The organism is Pseudophaeobacter sp. TrK17 (genome assembly GCF_042192375.1).
Lineage (GTDB): Bacteria > Pseudomonadota > Alphaproteobacteria > Rhodobacterales > Rhodobacteraceae > Pseudophaeobacter.
Window position 1 is genome coordinate 1,288,118 of sequence record NZ_CP071700.1, and the last position, 17,845, is coordinate 1,305,962.

The following is a 17,845-nucleotide window of genomic DNA, read 5'->3' on the forward strand; positions in this document are numbered from 1 at the left end:
CCGCCAAATGAGCCAGCAGCTGAAGCGCCGTATCGGACTAGGTCTTTTGACTGCCTATGGTATCGGCGTCATGGTGGGGGCGGGGATCTATGTGTTGGTGGGGGCAGTGGCTGCCGAGGCCGGGGTGCTGGCGCCGCTGGCCTTTTTGCTCGCCGGGCTGATCGCGGCGCCAACGGCGCTGTCTTATGCTGAATTCTCCTCTCGCCTGCCCGAGGCCGCAGGCGAGGCCGCCTATGTCGGCCAGGGGTTCAACTCCAAGTTCTTTGCTATCTTTGTCGGGCTGGCGGTGGTGGTTGCCGGCACGGTGTCTGCCGGAGCAGTCCTGCGCGGCGGGGCTGGCTATTTTGCTGCTGCCACCGGGATAGATGCTGAGCTTGCCATCATTGGCATGGGGGCGGCCTTGGTTCTGGTCGCCATTATCGGTGTGCTGGAAAGCTTTGCGCTTGTGGCGGTCTTTACGCTGATCGAGGTACTGGGCCTGGCCCTGGTGGTCTGGGCTGGGTTTTCCACCTCGGCCAGCCCAGACTGGAACGCGGCCTTGCCCCTTGCCGAGATGATCACGACGCCGGGACTGGCCACAGGGATTGCCTTTGGTGCGGTGTTGGCTTTCTTTGCCTTTATTGGCTTTGAAGACATTGTAAACATGGCAGAAGAGGTGCGAAATCCAACCCGCATTCTGCCCCAGGCTATTGTCATTTCCCTGGCTGTAACCTCGGTGATCTACGCACTGGTCTGTTGGGCCGCGGTTCGAACGGTGCCGCTGGACGCGCTGGCAAGCTCCGACAGCCCGCTGGCGCTGGTCTGGCAGCAGTCACAGGGTGGCAATGCACGGTTCTTATCGGCAATAGCGGTCTTTGCGGCGCTCAATGGTGTGCTGGCCCAGATCGTCATGGCCTCGCGGGTGCTATACGGATTGGGAGGCAGGACCACCGGGCTGGCGGCGTTTCGTCATGCGCATCCGCGTTTTGGCACCCCGGTGCGCGCCACCGTACTGATTGGTTTGGCGGTTCTTGTCGCTGCCTATTGGCTGCCGGTGGCGCAGCTGGCGAGTGTCACATCCGCCACGCTTTTGTCTGTCTTTGTGCTGGTGAACCTGGCCCTGATCCTGCAAAAACGCCGCCAGCCAGAGGCGCCTTTTCAGGTGCCCTTTGCAGTTCCTGTGGTGGGTCTGATCCTATCGCTACTGGCGCTGGCCACCGCAGTAGGCGGGTGGATGTGAGCCTGATTGCCGCCATCCTTTGGGTTCTGGCCACCACAGCCGTGGCCATGTTGCCGGTTGAGCGGCATTTTGTGCCGGGGCGCATCCTGTTGTTTATTGCGCCGTTTCTGCTGGTCTGGATGGGATTTGAGCTGGGCTGGATTGCGGTGGTGTTTGGGCTGTTTGCTGTAGGATCGATGTACCGTCGTCCAATCAAATACTACTGGACCAAATGGCGCCAGCCGACGGAGGGGCCGCAATGACCCTCTCGCTAACCCTGGCCGCTGTCTGGGCGCTGCTGGCCAATCTTCTCGCTATGCTCCCCAGTAAGGACAATCACTGGCGGCGCGCCTATATCTTGATTGCAATTGGCATCCCACTGCTGGGCTATGTGGTCTATGAGAACGGCCCCTGGTGGGGGCTGGCGGTGCTTTGCGCTGCCATGAGCGTGCTGCGCTGGCCGTTGATCTATCTGGGGCGCTGGCTGCGCAGGGGAGGCGCTTCGACCTCTGGTGATGAGGAGAGCTAGCCAGATGTTTTGGGTTGGGTTGGCAGTGGTGGTCGGGGCGGTGTTTGGACTAACCGGAAAGGCCCGCTGGTTCATCACCCTCTTCACCGGTATAACTATTTTAGTCGGGGGGCTTTGGCTCTACGATTACTATACTGTGGTTATCCCAAACATGGAACAAGCAGGCAGCGATGACGGGACCAGAATTGGCTTTGCCTTTGCGAGTGCTTTGCTTTTGGTCACTTGGCTTGCAACTTTGCTCGCCTTCTGCTTTGGCCTGATGATCAATACTTTTTTACGCTTGATGGACTGGCTCTGAACATGTCTGACTCCAAAATTCTAAACCTGCCATCGGTACGTGGCAAGCTGACCCCAAATCGCGCCCTGTCTGATCTGACCTGGCTGCGCGTCGGCGGTGCGGCTGACTATCTGTTCCAGCCAGTGGATGTTGACGACTTGCAGAACTTCTTGGCGCAATTGCCCGCTGACATTGCCGTTTTTCCCATGGGCGTAGGCTCTAACCTCATTGTGCGCGATGGGGGGTTGCGGGCTGTGGTGATCCGCTTGGGGCGCGGCTTTAACGGGATCGAGATTGAGGGTGATCTGGTCACCGCAGGGGCTGCGGCGCTGGATGCCCATGTGGCGCGCAAAGCCGCTGACGCAGGCCTGGACCTGACCTTTTTGCGCACCATTCCCGGCTCTATTGGTGGCGCGGTGCGAATGAATGCGGGTTGCTATGGCTCTTATGTGGCGGATCATTTTGTCTCAGCCCAGATCGTGACCCGGCAAGGAGAGCTGCGCGCGATCACGGCGCAGGAGCTCGCGTTCCAGTATCGCCAGACTGAGCTGCCAGAAGGCGCGGTGCTGATTTCGGCCACCTTGCGCGCCGAGGCTGCGGAACCAGACGCCCTGCTTGATCGGATGAAAGCCCAGCTGCAAAAGCGCGATGACACCCAGCCCACCAAGGATCGTTCTGCCGGGTCGACCTTTCGCAATCCGGCCGGGTTTTCCTCGACCGGCCGCGCTGATGATGTGCAGGATCTGAAGGCCTGGAAGGTGATTGATGACGCCGGGATGCGCGGTGCCCAGCTGGGCGGTGCACAAATGAGCGAGAAACACTCCAACTTTATGATCAACACGGGTGGCGCAACTGCCGCAGATCTGGAGACTTTGGGCGAAGATGTCAGAAAAAAGGTTTACGCCAATTCCGGCATAACGCTAGAATGGGAAATCATGAGGGTCGGAGAACCCCTGTTAGAGCAGCAAGAATAACGTCGGAACATTCAAAACACGCAACCTTTTCAAATCTTTATAGGTTTGCTTGGGGGATGTTTTTGCCGTTTGGGCGTGACAGCAGGCAGGCACGATCTTAAACATGGTAAAGGCGCTATTAATAACCCGGTAAGATTTGCGGCGTTATGATGGCACAGGGCCCCTGTTTCGGGGGCGAATTTCCGCCGGATGGCCTTAGGCAGTCATTTGGTGGGCAGGATCTTGGATCTTGCAACTGTTTGGGGCCTCAGGCCCCGGAATACGGGCAACGACCCGAAAATAATGTGGGTCCGTTTTAGGGCTCCAATAACCAAGGGCGCAAAGCCCGATAATTTTGAGGCGCTATCGTGGGTGAGTCGAGCAGAGCACTCCCGAAAGTGGCGGTACTATTGGGCGGGCCCTCAGCAGAACGTGAGGTGTCTTTGTCCAGTGGGCGTGAATGCGCAGCCGCACTACGGGGCGAAGGATATGATGTGGTAGAACTGGACGCCGGTCCGGACCTTTACGCACAGCTTTTGACTGCCAGACCAGATGTGGTTTTTAACGCCCTGCATGGCCGCTGGGGTGAAGATGGCTGTGTGCAGGGCCTGCTGGAATGGATGGGGCTGCCCTATACGCATTCGGGTGTTCTGGCCTCGGCGCTGGCGATGGATAAACAGCGCAGCAAGATGGTGTTCCATGAGGCTGGCCTGCCAATCATGAAAAGCGGCCTTTTTGCCAAAGCGGAGGTGATGGCCGATCATGTGATGGCGCCCCCCTATGTGGTAAAGCCCAACAACGAAGGCTCCAGTGTTGGGATCTATCTGGTGCATGAAGCCGCCAATGGCCCGCCAGCCCTGTCCCCTGACATGCCGGATGAAGTCCTGGTTGAGGCCTTTGCCCCGGGGCGGGAACTCAGCGTTTCGGTGCTGGGGGATCGCGCGCTTGAGGTGACAGATATTCTGACAGATGGCTGGTATGACTATGACGCCAAATACAAACCCGGCGGGTCGCGCCATGTGATTCCGGCGGATATTCCGGCGGATATTCGTGACCTCTGTCTTGATTACGCGCTGCGCGCCCATCGCGCCCTGGGCTGCCGGGGATTGAGCCGCACTGATATTCGCTGGGACGAGTCCAAAGGCGCGGCGGGTTTGATCCTTCTGGAAACCAACAACCAGCCCGGTATGACGCCGACCTCGCTGGCGCCGGAACAGGCGGCCCAATGTGGTCTGGATTTTGGTGCGCTCTGCGCCTGGTTGGTAAAGGACGCCTCATGCGGACGCTAAAAGATCGCATCACCCGCAAGGCCAGTCAGGCTGACCCGGCGCCATCGCGGCTGAAGTATCGGCTGCAACGCTGGATGTTGACCCCCGGCATTCGCTTTGGGTTGAAATTTGGCGTCCCCCTGTGCTTGCTGCTGGCTGCCACCGGGGCTTTCCTGGCGGATCAGGAGCGGCGCGATATGGTGCATGACAGCCTGTTGTCGCTGCTTGCTGCCATCGAAGAGCGCCCCGAATTCATGGTCAATGTCATGGCTGTTGATGGGGCGGGGGTCTCTGTTGCGCAGGATGTGCGCGAAGTGCTGCCGCTGGATTTCCCGGTGAGCTCCTTTGATCTGGACCTGGCGCAAATCAGGAGTGAGATCGAAAGCCTGGCACCGGTAAAGGCGGTGAATGTACGCATTCGCCCCGGTGGGATTTTGCAAATCGACATCGAAGAACGCAGCCCGGCGATGATCTGGCGCAACCGCGAAGGCCTGGCGCTGCTGGATAAGACCGGCGCGCATGTGGCCGAGTTGGGGCGGAGGGCGATGCACCCGGAACTGCCGTTGATCGCGGGGAAATCCGCAGATCTCGTAGCGGAGGAAGCCTTGGAATTGTTTGCCACCGCGCGGCCTCTTGGCGGGCGTTTGCGCGGATTGGTACGGATAGGAGAGCGCCGCTGGGATGTGGTGTTGGATCGCGGCCAGCGGATCATGTTGCCGCAGGATAATCCGGTGCAGGCGCTGGAGCGGGTGATCGTGGTGAGCGAAGTACAGGACCTGCTGGAGCGCGATGTCGCGGTGGTGGATATGCGAATTGCGGCGCGGCCGACGGTTCGAATGACGGAGAATGCAGTGGAAAACTGGTGGCGCATCAGAGAAATGAACGAGGGTGGGTTGTAAGATGACGGATCTTTATCAGTCCCAGCGTGCAATGCGGCAGATGCGCCGTCAGGCGATGCAGCGTGGTGTCGTGGCCATTCTGGATATTGGCAGCTCAAAAATTGCCTGTCTGGTGTTGCGCTTTGATGGTTCCGGTCGGCTCAGCGAGGATAATTCCATTGGCTCTTTGGCGGGACAATCCGGGTTTCGGGTGATTGGCGCGGCCACCACCCGGTCGCGCGGGGTGCAGTTTGGCGAAATCACCGCCATGCAAGAGACCGAGCGCGCCATCCGCACCGCAGTGCAGGCGGCGCAAAAGATGGCCGGGGTGCGGGTCGATCACGTGATTGCCAGTTTTTCTGGCGCCAATCCGCGCTCATATGGGTTGGATGCCCGGTTGGAGCTGGATGGTCAGGAAGTCTCTGAATCCGAGATTGCCCAGGTGCTCGCCGCCTGTGAGGTGCCGGAATACGGTCCGGGCCGCGAGGTGCTGCATGCGCAACCGGTGAACTTTGCCCTTGATAATCGCTCGGGGCTTGCGGATCCACGCGGCCAGCTGGGGCAAACGCTGGCGGTGGATATGCATATGCTGACGGTGGACACTGGCACGGTGCAGAACCTGGTGCGCTGTATCCAGCGCTGCGATCTGGAACTTGCCGGGATTGCCTCCTCTGCCTATGCCTCGGGTTATGCGGCACTGGTCGAAGACGAGCAGGAGCTGGGCGCCGCCTGTATCGACATGGGCGGTGGCTCTACCTCGATTTCGGTCTTTATGAAAAAGCACATGATCTATGCCGATGCGGTGCGCATGGGCGGCGATCACATCACCAGCGATATTTCCATGGGGCTGGGCGTGCCCATGGCCAATGCGGAGCGGATCAAAACCTTCTGTGGGGGCGTCCATGCCACCGGGGTGGATGACCGGGACATGATCGACATTGGCGGCGACACGGGCGACTGGGAACATGACCGGCGCACTGTTAGCCGCGCGGAACTGATTGGCATCATGCGCCCCCGGGTGGAGGAAATTCTCGAAGAGGTGCGCGCGCGGCTCGATGCCGCCGGTTTCGAATACCTTCCAAGCCAGCAGATCGTTCTCACCGGCGGCTCCAGTCAGATCCTGGGGCTCGACGGTTTGGCCACGCGCATCCTCGGCCAGCAGGTTCGCCTGGGTCGGCCTTTGCGGGTCCACGGCCTGCCGCAGTCCGCCACCGGGCCGGGGTTCGCTTCTGCCGTTGGGTTGAGCCTGTTTGCCGCCCACCCGCAGGATGAGTGGTGGGATTTTGAAACCCCTGTTGACCGCTATCCGGCCCGCTCCATCAGCCGGGCGGTGCGCTGGTTCCGGGACAACTGGTAAAAGCAGCAGAAAAAATATCCCCAGCCTGTGGAAAAACCTGGACCGAGCCGGGTGACAGGGCTGGGAAAAACAGATAACAAAGATATAACAGTCGCAAAAAGTGACGCAAAACTGCCGAGCAGAAGGCAACCGTCAAAATTGAACCTGTGACCCTGGTGGTAGTCCCGCTGGGGTAGGTTGCATTGTGTCGGGGGTTGTGGCGTTCTACCAAATCTGCCTGCATGAGCGGAGATTTGCGGGTTTTTCCCGGAGATGGGCCATATTTTGTGGCAGATTTCGTTTTTTGGGATGACGAGACTCCGCCTTCACGGTAAGATTGAGGTGGAAAAACAGGAATAGCCCTTGCGGGAGGGCTGAGAAACAGGCGGAAAGAGCATGACATTGAACCTTTCGATGCCCGGGCAGGAAGAGCTGGCCCCTAAGATCACCGTGTTTGGTGTCGGTGGCGCAGGTGGCAATGCGGTCAACAATATGATCGCAAAAGAGCTGGAAGGTGTCGATTTTGTCGTCGCCAATACCGATGCTCAGGCCCTTCAGCAGAACGCGGCAAAAAGTCGGATCCAGCTGGGCGTAAAAGTCACCGAAGGGCTCGGCGCTGGTGCGCGTCCCTCCGTTGGTTCGGCCTCTGCTGAGGAAAGCATTGAACAGATCGTTGACCACCTGGCAGGCGCTCACATGTGCTTTATCACTGCCGGTATGGGCGGCGGCACCGGTACTGGTGCAGCGCCCATCATTGCGCAGGCGGCCCGTGAACTGGGTGTGCTGACCGTGGGTGTTGTCACCAAGCCTTTCCAGTTCGAAGGCAACAAGCGGATGAAGCAGGCCGAGGAGGGCGTCGAAGCCCTGCAAAAGGTCGTTGATACGCTGATCATCATTCCCAACCAGAACCTGTTCCGTCTGGCCAATGAAAAGACCACCTTCACCGAGGCGTTCTCGATGGCGGATGACGTGTTGTATCAGGGCGTCAAGGGCGTGACCGATCTGATGGTGCGTCCGGGCCTGATCAACCTCGACTTTGCCGATGTGCGCGCCGTGATGGACGAAATGGGCAAGGCCATGATGGGCACCGGAGAGGCCGAGGGCGAAGATCGCGCCGTTCAGGCTGCTGAAAAAGCCATCGCCAACCCATTGCTGGATGAAATCAGCCTGCGTGGAGCCAAGGGTGTTCTCATCAACATCACCGGCGCCCATGATCTCACCCTGTTTGAATTGGACGAAGCCGCCAATCGCATCCGCGAAGAAGTGGACCCCGAGGCCAATATCATCGTTGGCTCGACCCTGGATACCGCCATGGAAGGCCGGATGCGTGTCTCCGTCGTGGCAACCGGTATCGACGCGACTGACGTAATGACAGATATGCCTGTGCCACGTCGTCCAATGTCGGCACCGCTGAAAAAATCTGTCAGCGTCGAAGAGGCCCGTCCGGCTCCGTTGGAGCTGAACACGCCTGTTGAACAGCCACAGGTTGCGGAGGCTGAGCCTGCTCAGGCCGTTCAGGAGCCATCCTTGTTCGAAAGCCTTGAGGTGCAGCCGGTTGCGGCACAGGAAACGGCCGAGGAAGTTTTTGAAGAGATCGAAGACAACGGTCAGCACGGGCTGCCACAGCCGGCCTATCAGCCGCAGGTTCCCGCTTTCCAGCCACAGGTCGATGCGGTTGAAGAACAGCCCGGTGCCTCCTTTGTTGCGCCCAAAGCGCCTGCGCCCGGCACCCCTTCGCCGGATGCTATCGTGCGCCTGCAGGCCGCCGCTGCCCGTGCGCAGGGGCAGCAGCCCATGGCGAAATCGGTTCCGGCACAGGCTCCGGTGCAGGCTGCTCCAGCGCCACAACCACAGCATCGTCCAGCTGCGGCCTCCGCCTCCCACGAGGCAGAGCCACAGTCTGAACAGCGTCGGTTTGGCCTTAACTCTTTGATCCACCGGATGACCGGCAGCGCTGCCGAAACGCAGGCCGCCAAGCCGCAGCCGGTGCGTCAGCAACCGCCGGTTCAGCAGCGGGCAGCAGCGCCGCAGCCGCAACCGGTGCAGCAACAAGAGAGCGATGCTGAGCAGGATCGTATCGAAATCCCGGCTTTCCTGCGCCGTCAAGCAAATTAACCTTTCACTAATCTATTCTGAAGGGCCGCCTCGGGGCGGCCCTTTTTTGTTGTAATTCAATGAATTGCCCAGTTCTGAGCAGTGTTTTGCCGATCTGTTACAGGGATGTTTCAAACCGTTACAAAGATTGAGTTGTGGCTTTTTTGTGAAATCCTTACCTATCTTCCCAACACGGCGCATGTCGCCGGACAAAGTGATCAGGAGCACAAGGTGCAAAATACGCTTAAAGCATCAGTGACATTTGAAGGTGTTGGCCTGCATTCCGGCCAATCGGCACGTCTTGTGATCAACCCGGCGGCAGCGGGGCACGGCATCGTTTTCAAACGCACTGACATCGCTTTGGGCAACACCATGGTTCCGGCACTATGGGATCATGTCGAACGCACCGCCCTGTGCACACGGCTTGTCAATTCAGCCGGTGTGTCGGTTTCCACCGTTGAACACGTGATGGCCGCCTTGGCGGGCTGCGGCGTTCACAATGCACTGATCGAAATTGACGGCCCCGAAGTGCCAATCCTGGACGGCTCCTCTGCCGAGTTCGTGCGCGGTATCATGGGGCAGGGCACCCATCGCCTGGCAACCCCAGTTTCGGCTATTCAGGTTCTCAAACCTGTCACCGTAGAAAAAGACGGTGCCACAGCCAGCTTGTTGCCCTGTGATCGCCTGATGATTGAATTCCATATCGACTTTGATGAGCAGGCCATTGGACGTCAAAGCCGCATTCTGGACCTGCGTAATGGTGCCTTTGTGCGGGAACTTTGCGATAGCCGCACCTTCTGCCGTCGCGTGGATGTCGAAAATATGCAGGCCAATGGTCTCGCCCTCGGCGGCGTTCCAGGCGAAAACGCAATTGTCTTTGATGGCAGCCGTGTCGAAAGTGGCGAGGGGCTGCGCCACTCAGACGAACCTGTGCGCCACAAAATGCTGGACGCGCTGGGGGATCTGGCCTTGGCTGGTGGCCCTCTTCTGGGGCGCTACGTGGGGGATCGGGCAGGCCATGCCCTGACCAACACCCTGCTTCGTGAACTTTTTGCCACCCCAGGGGCCATGCGCCGGGTTGATTGTGATCTGGCGATGACAGCACGTTTGCCAGGACAGGGGCTTGTCCGCTCCGAAATTCCCCATCCCAGCCGTCGCGTCGCCTAATAGCGGCCTGCGTCGCTGATCTGTGCTGCGAATGGCTTGACCGGGCGTGCACAGGCCCCCCCCCCCAGAAAAACCAGCAATCTAGATGTTTGGGCGCTCATAACCGACCAGAGAGCACCGCAACAATTTGGTGAAGATGGCCCCGCTTGTGCGGGGCTATTGGCATTTTGTGGACGCAGAGCTTCGCTGTTGAAGCGGGCTTGCCGGGCGGACAGGCTTGACCATGACAAACATTCTCTGCCAAGTGGGGGCGAAGTGGTTGAAAGGCGTTTTGTACGCTGGATGAATGTGCTAAACGGGGCAGAACCCGGGGCATGACACCCGAAAGTCAAAGACGGTGAGGTTTAGGCGATATGATCGGCATCAAGGCAGGAGCCAAATTTGTCAGCGCGGCTCTGTTGATGGCAGCACTTTCTGGATGTGGCGGGGATGGTGGCGCCGCTGAGCAGACGGTGCCGCTAGAAAGTTACACACCGCAACAGATCTTTGAACGTGGGGAATTTGAGCTGGCGCGCAGCCGCACCAAAGATGCCGCATTCTACTTTTCTGAGATCGAACGCCTGTACCCCTATTCGGAATATGCCAAGCAAGCCCTGATCATGCAGGCCTATTCCAATCACAAGGCAAAAGATTATGAGAGCAGCCGCAGTGCTGCACAGCGCTTTATTGATTTCTACCCAACAGATGAGGATGCAGCCTATGCGCAGTATCTTCTGGCGCTGAGCTACTATGACCAAATCGACGAGGTTGGACGCGATCAGGGGCTGACCTTTCAGGCGCTGCAATCACTGCGCACGGTGATCGAGGTCTATCCAGACAGCGAATACGCCACCTCAGCGATTTTGAAGTTTGATCTCGCCTTTGACCATCTGGCAGGCAAGGAAATGGAAATTGGCCGCTATTACCTGCGGCGTGGGCACTATACGTCGGCTATCAATCGGTTCCGGGTTGTGGTTGAAGATTTTCAAACCACCAGCCATACGGCTGAAGCCTTGCACCGACTGGTCGAATCCTATCTGTCGCTGGGCCTGACCGAAGAGGCGCAGACCGCCGGCGCCATTCTGGGGCATAACTATCAATCGACCGATTGGTATGAGGACAGTTATAAACTGCTGACATCACAGGGGCTCAAGCTCAAAGATCGGGGCAATAACTGGCTGAGCCAGATTTACCGCCAATCGATCAAAGGCCGCTGGCTCTAGTCTGCCTGACGACGGAACAAGGCGAAAACCCGGCTATGCTGCGTGCACTTGATATTCGTGATCTTCTGATCATTGACCACTTGGAGCTGGCGTTTCAGCCAGGTCTGAACGTGTTGACCGGCGAAACCGGGGCAGGCAAATCCATTCTGTTGGATTCGCTTGGCTTTGTTCTGGGCTGGCGTGGCCGCGCCGAGCTGGTGCGCCAGGGGGCTGCCCAGGGGGAGGTCATTGCCGAATTCGACCTCGGCGCTGACCACCCGGCGCATGCCATTCTACAAGAGGCGGGACTGCCGGGCGGTGAGGAGCTGGTGCTGCGGCGGGTCAATACATCGGATGGCCGCAAAACGGCCTGGGTCAATGACCGGCGCTGTTCGGGCGAAGTACTGCGTCGACTGTCGGAAACACTGGTTGAGTTGCACGGCCAGCATGATGACCGGGGGCTGTTGAACCCACGGGGGCATCGTGCCTTGTTGGACGCTTTTGCCTCGATCTCTGGCCTGTTGGCCCAGACCCGGACCGCATGGGGCGCTGTAGCCAAGGCACGCAAGACTGTACAGGCGACCCGCGCGGCACTGGAGGCGGTGCGCGCCGAGGAAGAATTTCTGCGCCATGCGGTGGCAGAACTGGATAAACTTGACCCTCAGGTTGGCGAAGACGAAACCCTGGACGCACAGCGCCGCCAGATGCAGCAGGCCGAACGCATTCGCGGCGATATTGCCCGCGCCTACGCACTGCTGAGTGAAGGCGCTGAGCCCTCTTTGGGCGAAGCCCAGCGGTGGCTTGAGGGCGTTGAGGGCGGCGACGACACCGGGCTGACCGCACCGCTGAGCGCCCTGAGCCGGGCCATGGTTGAGCTGGGCGAGGCGCAAGACGGTGTGCAGCGGGTGCTGGAAGGGCTGGAGTTCAATCCAGGCGATCTGGAAGACTGCGAAGCACGGTTGTTTGAAATCAGAGCATTGGCTCGAAAATATGGTGTCCAACCTGACGAACTCGCGGCCCATGCAGATCTGTTGCGCGGCAAACTTGCCGCCTTGGATGCCGGGGATCGTGACCTGTCAGATCAGGAAGCGGCACTGGCGCAGGCTGAAGCTGACTATCAGTCACTGGCGGATCAGCTGAGCGCTGCGCGTCGCGACAATGCTGACGCCCTGGATCAGGCCGTAATGGCTGAGCTTGCTCCGCTCAAAATGGAACGGGCGGTGTTCAAAACGCTGATTGAGCCAACCGAAGCCGGTCCCGAAGGGTGTGACGCGGTGGCCTTTACCGTGGCAACCAATCCCGGCGCGCCCTCTGGCCCGTTGAACAAAATCGCCTCGGGCGGCGAGCTGAGCCGCTTTTTGCTGGCTTTGAAAGTTTGTTTGCGGGGCGATGATCAAAGCAAGACGCTGATTTTTGACGAAATTGACCGGGGTGTTGGCGGCGCGACCGCGGATGCGGTGGGGCGGCGGCTGAAATCGCTTGCGACATCCGGCCAGGTTCTGGTGGTCACCCATTCCCCCCAGGTTGCAGCCCAGGGTGGTTTCCATTGGCGGGTGCAAAAACGGGTTGCCGAGGGCATCACCCTGTCCGAAGTTGTGCCTTTGGATACCGAAAACCGGGTGGATGAAATTGCCCGAATGGTTTCTGGTGATACAATCACCCCAGAGGCCCGCGCCGCTGCGCGCGCTTTGCTGGCAAGCTAGGGCACTATCAGCCTGAGAATAAGGTAAGGCTGTCGTTCCATGCCAACCAATTCTTTACGGTCTATTTTTATTTTAGGCTGAACGTTCAAAACCATTTTGCAGGATCCCAATGTCCAAGCCGCACGATCACTCGCTGTCTGCTCAGTTTTCCAGAGGGATTTCTGAGATGAAGGACAGCTGGCGTGTTCTGCTGCACCGCGGCCCAAGCCAGTTTCGGTTCTGGTTTATTGCGCTGCTGATCGGCGTCAGCGCCGGTTTTGCGGCCTTGCTGTTCCGCAAGGGAATTTCCGCTCTGCAGGCCTGGGTCTATGGCGCTGAGGATGTCAATTATCTCCATAGTTTTGCAGCAGATCTTCCGTGGTACTGGCTGGTCTTGATTGCCACTTTGGGGGGGCTGATCGTCGGCATCATCCTGGATCGTTTCACCCCGGACGGACGGGTGCGGTCGGTGGCTGATGTTATCGAGGGGGCCGCCCTGAACGAGGGGCGGCTGGAAATGAAAGCGGGCCTTGCCTCGGCACTCGCCTCTTTCTTGACCCTCTCTACGGGGGGATCATCGGGGCGCGAAGGGCCGGTTGTGCACCTGGCAGGGGTGATCTCCAGCTGGGTGAGTGATAAAATCCGCGCTGATGGGATCACCGGGCGTGACCTGCTGGGCTGTGCTGTTGCGGCGGCGGTTTCCGCCAGCTTTAACGCGCCCATCGCCGGCGCGCTGTTTGCGCTGGAGGTGGTCTTGCGCCATTTTGCGGTGCATGCATTTGCCCCCATTGTGATTGCCTCGGTGGCGGGGACGGTCATCAACCGACTTGCCTATGGCGATGTGACTGAGTTTTCCATGCAGACCCCGGGTGCCTTGCAGTTTTATGTGGAGTTGCCCGCCTTTCTGATGCTTGGGGTGATTTGCGGCTTGGTCGCTGTTGTCCTGATGCGGGCGATCTTTTTTGCCGATCACGTCGGTGATGTTGTTCATCAGGGGCTGCGGATACCGCGCTGGCTGCGGCCGGCTATTTCCGGGCTTTTGCTCGGGGTGATCGCTATTTGGTACCCCCATATCATCGGGGTTGGTTATGAGACGACGGAGCTGGCGCTGACGGGGGGCTTGGTGCTGTCGCAGGCGCTTATTTTTGTGGTGGTCAAAACTGCCGCTGTCGCCATTACCATGGGGGGCCGTATGGGCGGCGGCGTGTTTTCCCCTTCCTTGATGATTGGGGCGCTGACTGGTCTGGCATTTGGCTTGATTGCTACCTCTGTACTGCCGGATGTATCTGGAACCCATACTCTCTATGCCTTTGCTGGTATGGGTGCGGTGGCCGCCGCCGTGTTGGGCGCGCCGATTTCGACAACCTTGATCGTGTTTGAGCTGACCGGCGACTGGCAGATTGGCCTTGCAGTCATGGTGGCGGTTTCGATCTCGACCGCCCTGGCGTCACGGTTGGTGGACCGTTCCTTCTTTCTGACCCAGCTAGAGCGGCGCAATATTCACTGTGCGGCGGGACCGCAGGCCTATCTTCTGGCGCTGCTCAGATCGGATGCGGTGATGCGCCCACTTGGTGACCCACGCTGCGCCTCCCGGGAAGAATGTGAGGCCTTGCACAGCCAAGGGCTCAGCCTGGAGAATGGCGCTTCGCTGGAGGCGGCGCTGCCGGTGTTTGACCGGGCTGATGCAGTGTTTTTGCCAGTGGTGGAGGTGAATGACGGTGCAGAGGTGCTGCTTGGGGCGGTTTACCACGTAGATGCGCTAAAGGCCTACAACCGTGCCTTGGTTGCCGTCGCGGCTGAGGAACATAGCTAAAATTGTCTATCTCGAACCTTGGACGACTGCTTTGGTGGTGAATTTTACCAAGAAGCGGGTTCGAAATATGATCAGAACTCCAATTTGACCCAAATTTCTAACGATACCTTTGCGAATTGCGAGGTATCTACATCACATATAGGTTAATTTTTTCTTTCTATTGATTAGACGCTTGGATTGTCGGATTCTGTTCTTGCGGTAACATTCGTTACTAAAGTGCGGAAGGGAAAACATGCGTACTTTAAAAGATGGCCCGGAAGAGGCTGCACAAAGTTTGACTATAGGCGAGCTGGATAAGGAAAAGGCATCCCTGGAAGCATTGATTGACTACGCGATGCAATGCGCGATGGAGACCAATGTTTTTAGTGCAAATGGTCGGCTGGAGGATGTGCGGCGCACCCTGTGTCGCGCGGTGCTCTAAGCTCTGATGCGGCTTTTTCCCAAGCTCTGATGCGGCTGGGGCAGAGCCTTTCCGATCTTCCAAATCGCGCCTTTGGGTGCGCTCAGTCTTTTGACTGATTTTTTGCTTGTAGCTGACTGGTGGCTGACTGGTTTTTGATCCAAGCGGCTTTTGTGGCGAGTATTTGCCCCCCATAGCTGCCCGCGATCCCGGCTAGCGCCTACGACGGGGGGCACTGGCAAAAGCAAATAGTCGCGGCACGTTGCGCTGCTACAGGTATCCCCAACCGCCAGTCGCCATTATCTTGCGTTTCACCCAGGGCCATGAGGCGCCTTCGCCTTGAGCTTAAGAAACAAAAAGCCGCGACACATCGGTGGCGCAGCTCCATGTTGTGATCGAAATGCATGGGACGGGAGAGAAAGCCCCTTGCGTTTAGATCTGCTCCACTTTCACAGAGTCGCTGGTGTGAAAGGCAAGATAGCCTTTGATTTCGGCCAGCTCTTCCTTTGGTGCTTCATAGCTCCAGACCATGTTCTCCGTCACGGATGACTTGTTGACGATTGAATAATAGGTCGCATCGCCCTTGTGGGGGCAGTGGGTGGTTTTGTCGCTGGGATCCAGAAAGGCAACAGCGATGTCTTCGCGGGGGAAGTAAATCACCGGCGCATGACCGTCCTCGTCCAGTTCCAGCGCGCGTGTGGTTTCGCCCAATACGGCGCCACCCGAGCGAACGACCCAGGTGCCAGCTGCCTTGCGGATGCGGATATTGTTCATTTCGTCCCCCTGATTTGGTCACATGGCATGTCTTTATGCCCTAAGCATGTAACAATCTGTTATCAGATTGGTTTGGTAACGTCATCCAGCCAAGACTGGGCTGCGACACTGACGTAGGGGCGCAACTTCGTAGCGGTTTCGCTGTGATAGGCATTGAGCCAGTCTCGTTCTGCAGACGTCAACATATTCCCCAGGATGAGGCGGCGGTCAATCGGCGCGTAGGTGAGCCCGCGCCAGCAGAGCATGTCGCGGTCGGGATCGCTGGTGGCCAGGGCTGGAGCTTGCTCCACCACCAGCAGGTTTTCGATCCGAATGCCAAAGGCGCCTTCGCGGTAATAGCCGGGCTCATTCGACAGGATCATGCCGGGCTCCAGTGGCACGGTGGAGACACGGCTCAAACGCTGCGGCCCTTCATGGACGCTGAGATAGGCACCAACACCGTGGCCCAGCCCATGATTGAAATCCTGCCCCGCGAGCCACAGCGGCATCCGGCCCACAGCTTCGATATCGCGGCCGGCCAGCCCCTTTGGCCAGCGCAGGCGGGACATGGCGATCATACCTTGCAGCACCCGGGTAAAGGCGGCACATTCCTCAGCCCCCGGTGTGCCAATGGCAATGGTGCGGGTAATGTCGGTGGTGCCGTCCAGATATTGGCCGCCGCTGTCCAGAACCAGCAACTGGCCCGCTTGCAACCGGCTGTTGCTTTCTTCGGTGACCCGGTAATGCATCACCGCGCCGTTTTCTCCGGTGCCGGATATGGTCTCAAAACTGATGTCGCGCAGCGCCGGATCCCGGCGACGCAATTCTTCCAGCCGTTTGGCTACATCGATTTCGGTAAGGCTGCCGACAGGCTGGGCATCCAACCAGCTGAGCAGCTCCACCACAGCTGCGCCGTCCCGCAGATGGGCGGCGGCGGATCCTGCGATCTCGGCGGCATTTTTGCGCGCCTTGGGCAGGGCGCAGGGGTCGCCTGCATCCACCAGTTGGTCTCCCAACCTATCGGCAACAATCTGTGGCAGGCTGGCGCAGTCAACCGCGATGGGGCCGGTGAGTGTCTCCACAGCCTGCAAGAAAGCACTTGGCGGATGGCAGGTGATGGATGAGGGCAGGTGGTCGCTCAGCTGTTGCAGCTTTTCTGAGGCCATAAACAGGTCCACCCGCGCATCACAATGAAGGATGGCAAACCCATGTGCCACCGGATTGCGCGCAATATCAGCGCCCCGGATGTTCAACAACCACATGATGCTGTCGGGCAGGGTGATCAGCGCCGCCTGATGGCCTGCCTGGCTTAGCCCTTTGGCCAGGCGTTCACATTTTTGCGCAGCGGCCTCGCCGGCGTAGTCCAGGGGATGTGGCTGGACTGGCATCATGGGGGGGGCAGGTTGGTCCTGCCAGATCCGGTCAATGAGGTTGTCACATTGGACCAGCTCAATACCTGTGCCCTGCAGTTCCTGGGTCAGAGCTGTAATCTGCGCAGTGGCATGCAGCCAGGGATCAAAGCCAATCTTGCCACCCTGAGGCAGCTGTTCTTTGAGCCAGCTGCCAAGCCCCACCTCCGGCCAGGGCACCGGGGTGAAGAGGTCTGCGACCTGACGCTTGACCTGAGTGCGGTAACGGCCGTCGATGAACACCCCAGCGCAGTTTTCGAGCACCGCGCAGAACCCAGCTGATCCTGTAAAGCCGGTGAGCCAGCTCAGTCGCTCGTCGCGCGGCGCCACATATTCACCCTGATGTGCGTCTGCACGGGGCACCAGAAAGCCGTTCAGCCCCTCTTGGGCCAGTTCCGCGCGCAGGGCCAGAAGTCGTGGAGGGCCTTGCTCCGGGCGTGCGGTGACGTCGAAACTCTGGAACATGTGGGGTCTCCTAGGGACGGACAGGGGCAAGAGTAGGGTCGGTATAAATAGGGCTGGCGGAAGAGAAACAGGTCGGGTGTTTGTCACGAATATCTGCAGGCCAGTTGGGCTAACTGTCTCAATTTTTTCAAACTATAACAGGGCTGGCAAGGGGGCGCCACAGGCTGGCTCCCAAGAGGTCTCTTGCAAAAGCGAGCGCTCCCGCCCGCAGTCAAAGCATCATAGATGCTGTTCCTGCCGTTGGGGGTGGCGCCGTGCTGTCGCACGGCGCGGAGGAGCCCCAAAGCGATCCGATCGTATGGAAGCTGTGATGAGCCACAGCCGCAGCGCGCGTTAGCGCGCTGCCGGGCCCAAGGCTTTGGGCCGCATCACAGATGCGGCGTAATGGCGCGGGAGCCCCCCTTGTTCTGACATGGGGGGAACAGTCTGAATGTTGTGTCAT

At 59.0% G+C, this 17,845-nt stretch carries 16 protein-coding genes; 14 read left to right on the forward strand and 2 right to left on the reverse strand.

Annotated elements, in window-relative coordinates:
- Window positions 1–7 precede the first annotated feature (7 nt).
- The 14 genes from JZI28_RS06000 (at window position 8) to JZI28_RS06065 (ending at window position 14,797) form a co-directional block, all read left to right on the forward strand.
- Window positions 8–1,219, forward strand: coding sequence for an APC family permease (locus JZI28_RS06000; RefSeq protein ID WP_375699555.1), 1,212 nt, complete (start codon window positions 8–10; stop codon window positions 1,217–1,219).
- Entirely contained in the window at window positions 1,216–1,461 is a 246-nt protein-coding gene (locus JZI28_RS06005; RefSeq protein WP_375699556.1) for a DUF2484 family protein, read from the forward strand. Before JZI28_RS06000 ends, JZI28_RS06005 begins: the two co-directional genes overlap by 4 nt.
- Window positions 1,458–1,727 carry a DUF2484 family protein gene (locus JZI28_RS06010; RefSeq protein WP_297341744.1) on the forward strand — a complete coding sequence of 90 codons (270 nt, stop codon included), beginning with the start codon at window positions 1,458–1,460 and terminating at the stop codon, window positions 1,725–1,727. The genes JZI28_RS06005 and JZI28_RS06010 overlap by 4 nt, the downstream gene beginning before the upstream one ends.
- A 4-nt stretch (window positions 1,728–1,731) precedes the next feature.
- Entirely contained in the window at window positions 1,732–2,025 is a 294-nt protein-coding gene (locus JZI28_RS06015; RefSeq protein ID WP_297341743.1) for a hypothetical protein, read from the forward strand.
- A gap of 2 nt (window positions 2,026–2,027) precedes the next feature.
- Window positions 2,028–2,978 carry a UDP-N-acetylmuramate dehydrogenase gene (gene murB, locus JZI28_RS06020; protein WP_375699557.1) on the forward strand — a complete coding sequence of 317 codons (951 nt, stop codon included), beginning with the start codon at window positions 2,028–2,030 and terminating at the stop codon, window positions 2,976–2,978.
- 347 nt (window positions 2,979–3,325) lie between these two features.
- On the forward strand, window positions 3,326–4,246 hold the full coding sequence (locus JZI28_RS06025) for a D-alanine--D-alanine ligase (RefSeq protein ID WP_375699558.1): 921 nt from the start codon (window positions 3,326–3,328) through the stop codon (window positions 4,244–4,246).
- Complete coding sequence (locus tag JZI28_RS06030; protein ID WP_375699559.1) at window positions 4,234–5,124, forward strand: cell division protein FtsQ/DivIB; 891 nt, start codon at window positions 4,234–4,236, stop codon at window positions 5,122–5,124. The genes JZI28_RS06025 and JZI28_RS06030 overlap by 13 nt, the downstream gene beginning before the upstream one ends.
- Window position 5,125: 1 nt before the next feature.
- On the forward strand, window positions 5,126–6,460 hold the full coding sequence (ftsA, locus tag JZI28_RS06035; RefSeq protein ID WP_297341496.1) for a cell division protein FtsA: 1,335 nt from the start codon (window positions 5,126–5,128) through the stop codon (window positions 6,458–6,460).
- 375 nt (window positions 6,461–6,835) lie between these two features.
- Window positions 6,836–8,554 carry a cell division protein FtsZ gene (gene ftsZ / locus JZI28_RS06040; protein ID WP_375699560.1) on the forward strand — a complete coding sequence of 573 codons (1,719 nt, stop codon included), beginning with the start codon at window positions 6,836–6,838 and terminating at the stop codon, window positions 8,552–8,554.
- 210 nt (window positions 8,555–8,764) lie between these two features.
- Window positions 8,765–9,700: a UDP-3-O-acyl-N-acetylglucosamine deacetylase gene (gene lpxC, locus JZI28_RS06045; RefSeq protein WP_375699561.1), complete on the forward strand. Its 936-nt coding sequence runs from the start codon at window positions 8,765–8,767 to the stop codon at window positions 9,698–9,700.
- A 353-nt stretch (window positions 9,701–10,053) separates the two neighbouring features.
- Window positions 10,054–10,902, forward strand: a complete 849-nt coding sequence (locus JZI28_RS06050; RefSeq protein WP_295446786.1) for an outer membrane protein assembly factor BamD — start codon at window positions 10,054–10,056, stop codon at window positions 10,900–10,902.
- Window positions 10,903–10,937: 35 nt separating this feature from the next.
- Window positions 10,938–12,584, forward strand: coding sequence for a DNA repair protein RecN (recN, locus tag JZI28_RS06055; protein ID WP_375699562.1), 1,647 nt, complete (start codon window positions 10,938–10,940; stop codon window positions 12,582–12,584).
- Between the two features lie 166 nt (window positions 12,585–12,750).
- Window positions 12,751–14,376, forward strand: coding sequence for a chloride channel protein (locus JZI28_RS06060; RefSeq protein ID WP_375700080.1), 1,626 nt, complete (start codon window positions 12,751–12,753; stop codon window positions 14,374–14,376).
- 232 nt (window positions 14,377–14,608) lie between these two features.
- The gene (locus JZI28_RS06065; protein WP_297341310.1) at window positions 14,609–14,797 is read left to right on the forward strand and encodes a hypothetical protein; all 189 of its coding nucleotides are present in this window, start codon (window positions 14,609–14,611) and stop codon (window positions 14,795–14,797) included.
- Window positions 14,798–15,208: 411 nt separating this feature from the next.
- On the opposite strand, the gene JZI28_RS06070 is transcribed toward JZI28_RS06065, so the two are convergent.
- Together JZI28_RS06070 and JZI28_RS06075 are read right to left on the reverse strand one after the other, a co-directional pair.
- The gene (locus JZI28_RS06070; protein WP_295446794.1) at window positions 15,209–15,550 is read right to left on the reverse strand and encodes a DUF427 domain-containing protein; all 342 of its coding nucleotides are present in this window, start codon (window positions 15,548–15,550) and stop codon (window positions 15,209–15,211) included.
- A 62-nt stretch (window positions 15,551–15,612) separates the two neighbouring features.
- A complete protein-coding gene (locus JZI28_RS06075; RefSeq protein WP_375699563.1) occupies window positions 15,613–17,403 on the reverse strand; it encodes an aminopeptidase P family protein in 1,791 nt (596 codons plus the stop codon).
- Window positions 17,404–17,845 lie beyond the last annotated feature (442 nt).

Bases quoted from the DNA above. Each gene is read 5' to 3' on its own strand.
- JZI28_RS06050 (WP_295446786.1), top strand. From the start codon at position 10,054: ATGATCGGCATCAAGGCAGGAGCCAAATTTGTCAGCGCGGCTCTGTTG.
- murB (WP_375699557.1), top strand. From the start codon at position 2,028: ATGTCTGACTCCAAAATTCTAAACCTGCCATCGGTACGTGGCAAGCTG.
- JZI28_RS06015 (WP_297341743.1), top strand. From the start codon at position 1,732: ATGTTTTGGGTTGGGTTGGCAGTGGTGGTCGGGGCGGTGTTTGGACTA.
- JZI28_RS06030 (WP_375699559.1), top strand. From the start codon at position 4,234: ATGCGGACGCTAAAAGATCGCATCACCCGCAAGGCCAGTCAGGCTGAC.
- JZI28_RS06060 (WP_375700080.1), top strand. From the start codon at position 12,751: ATGAAGGACAGCTGGCGTGTTCTGCTGCACCGCGGCCCAAGCCAGTTT.
- ftsZ (WP_375699560.1), top strand. From the start codon at position 6,836: ATGACATTGAACCTTTCGATGCCCGGGCAGGAAGAGCTGGCCCCTAAG.
- JZI28_RS06010 (WP_297341744.1), top strand. From the start codon at position 1,458: ATGACCCTCTCGCTAACCCTGGCCGCTGTCTGGGCGCTGCTGGCCAAT.
- recN (WP_375699562.1), top strand. From the start codon at position 10,938: ATGCTGCGTGCACTTGATATTCGTGATCTTCTGATCATTGACCACTTG.
- JZI28_RS06070 (WP_295446794.1), bottom strand. From the start codon at position 15,550: ATGAACAATATCCGCATCCGCAAGGCAGCTGGCACCTGGGTCGTTCGC.
- JZI28_RS06075 (WP_375699563.1), bottom strand. From the start codon at position 17,403: ATGTTCCAGAGTTTCGACGTCACCGCACGCCCGGAGCAAGGCCCTCCA.
- JZI28_RS06065 (WP_297341310.1), top strand. From the start codon at position 14,609: ATGCGTACTTTAAAAGATGGCCCGGAAGAGGCTGCACAAAGTTTGACT.
- ftsA (WP_297341496.1), top strand. From the start codon at position 5,126: ATGACGGATCTTTATCAGTCCCAGCGTGCAATGCGGCAGATGCGCCGT.
- JZI28_RS06000 (WP_375699555.1), top strand. From the start codon at position 8: ATGAGCCAGCAGCTGAAGCGCCGTATCGGACTAGGTCTTTTGACTGCC.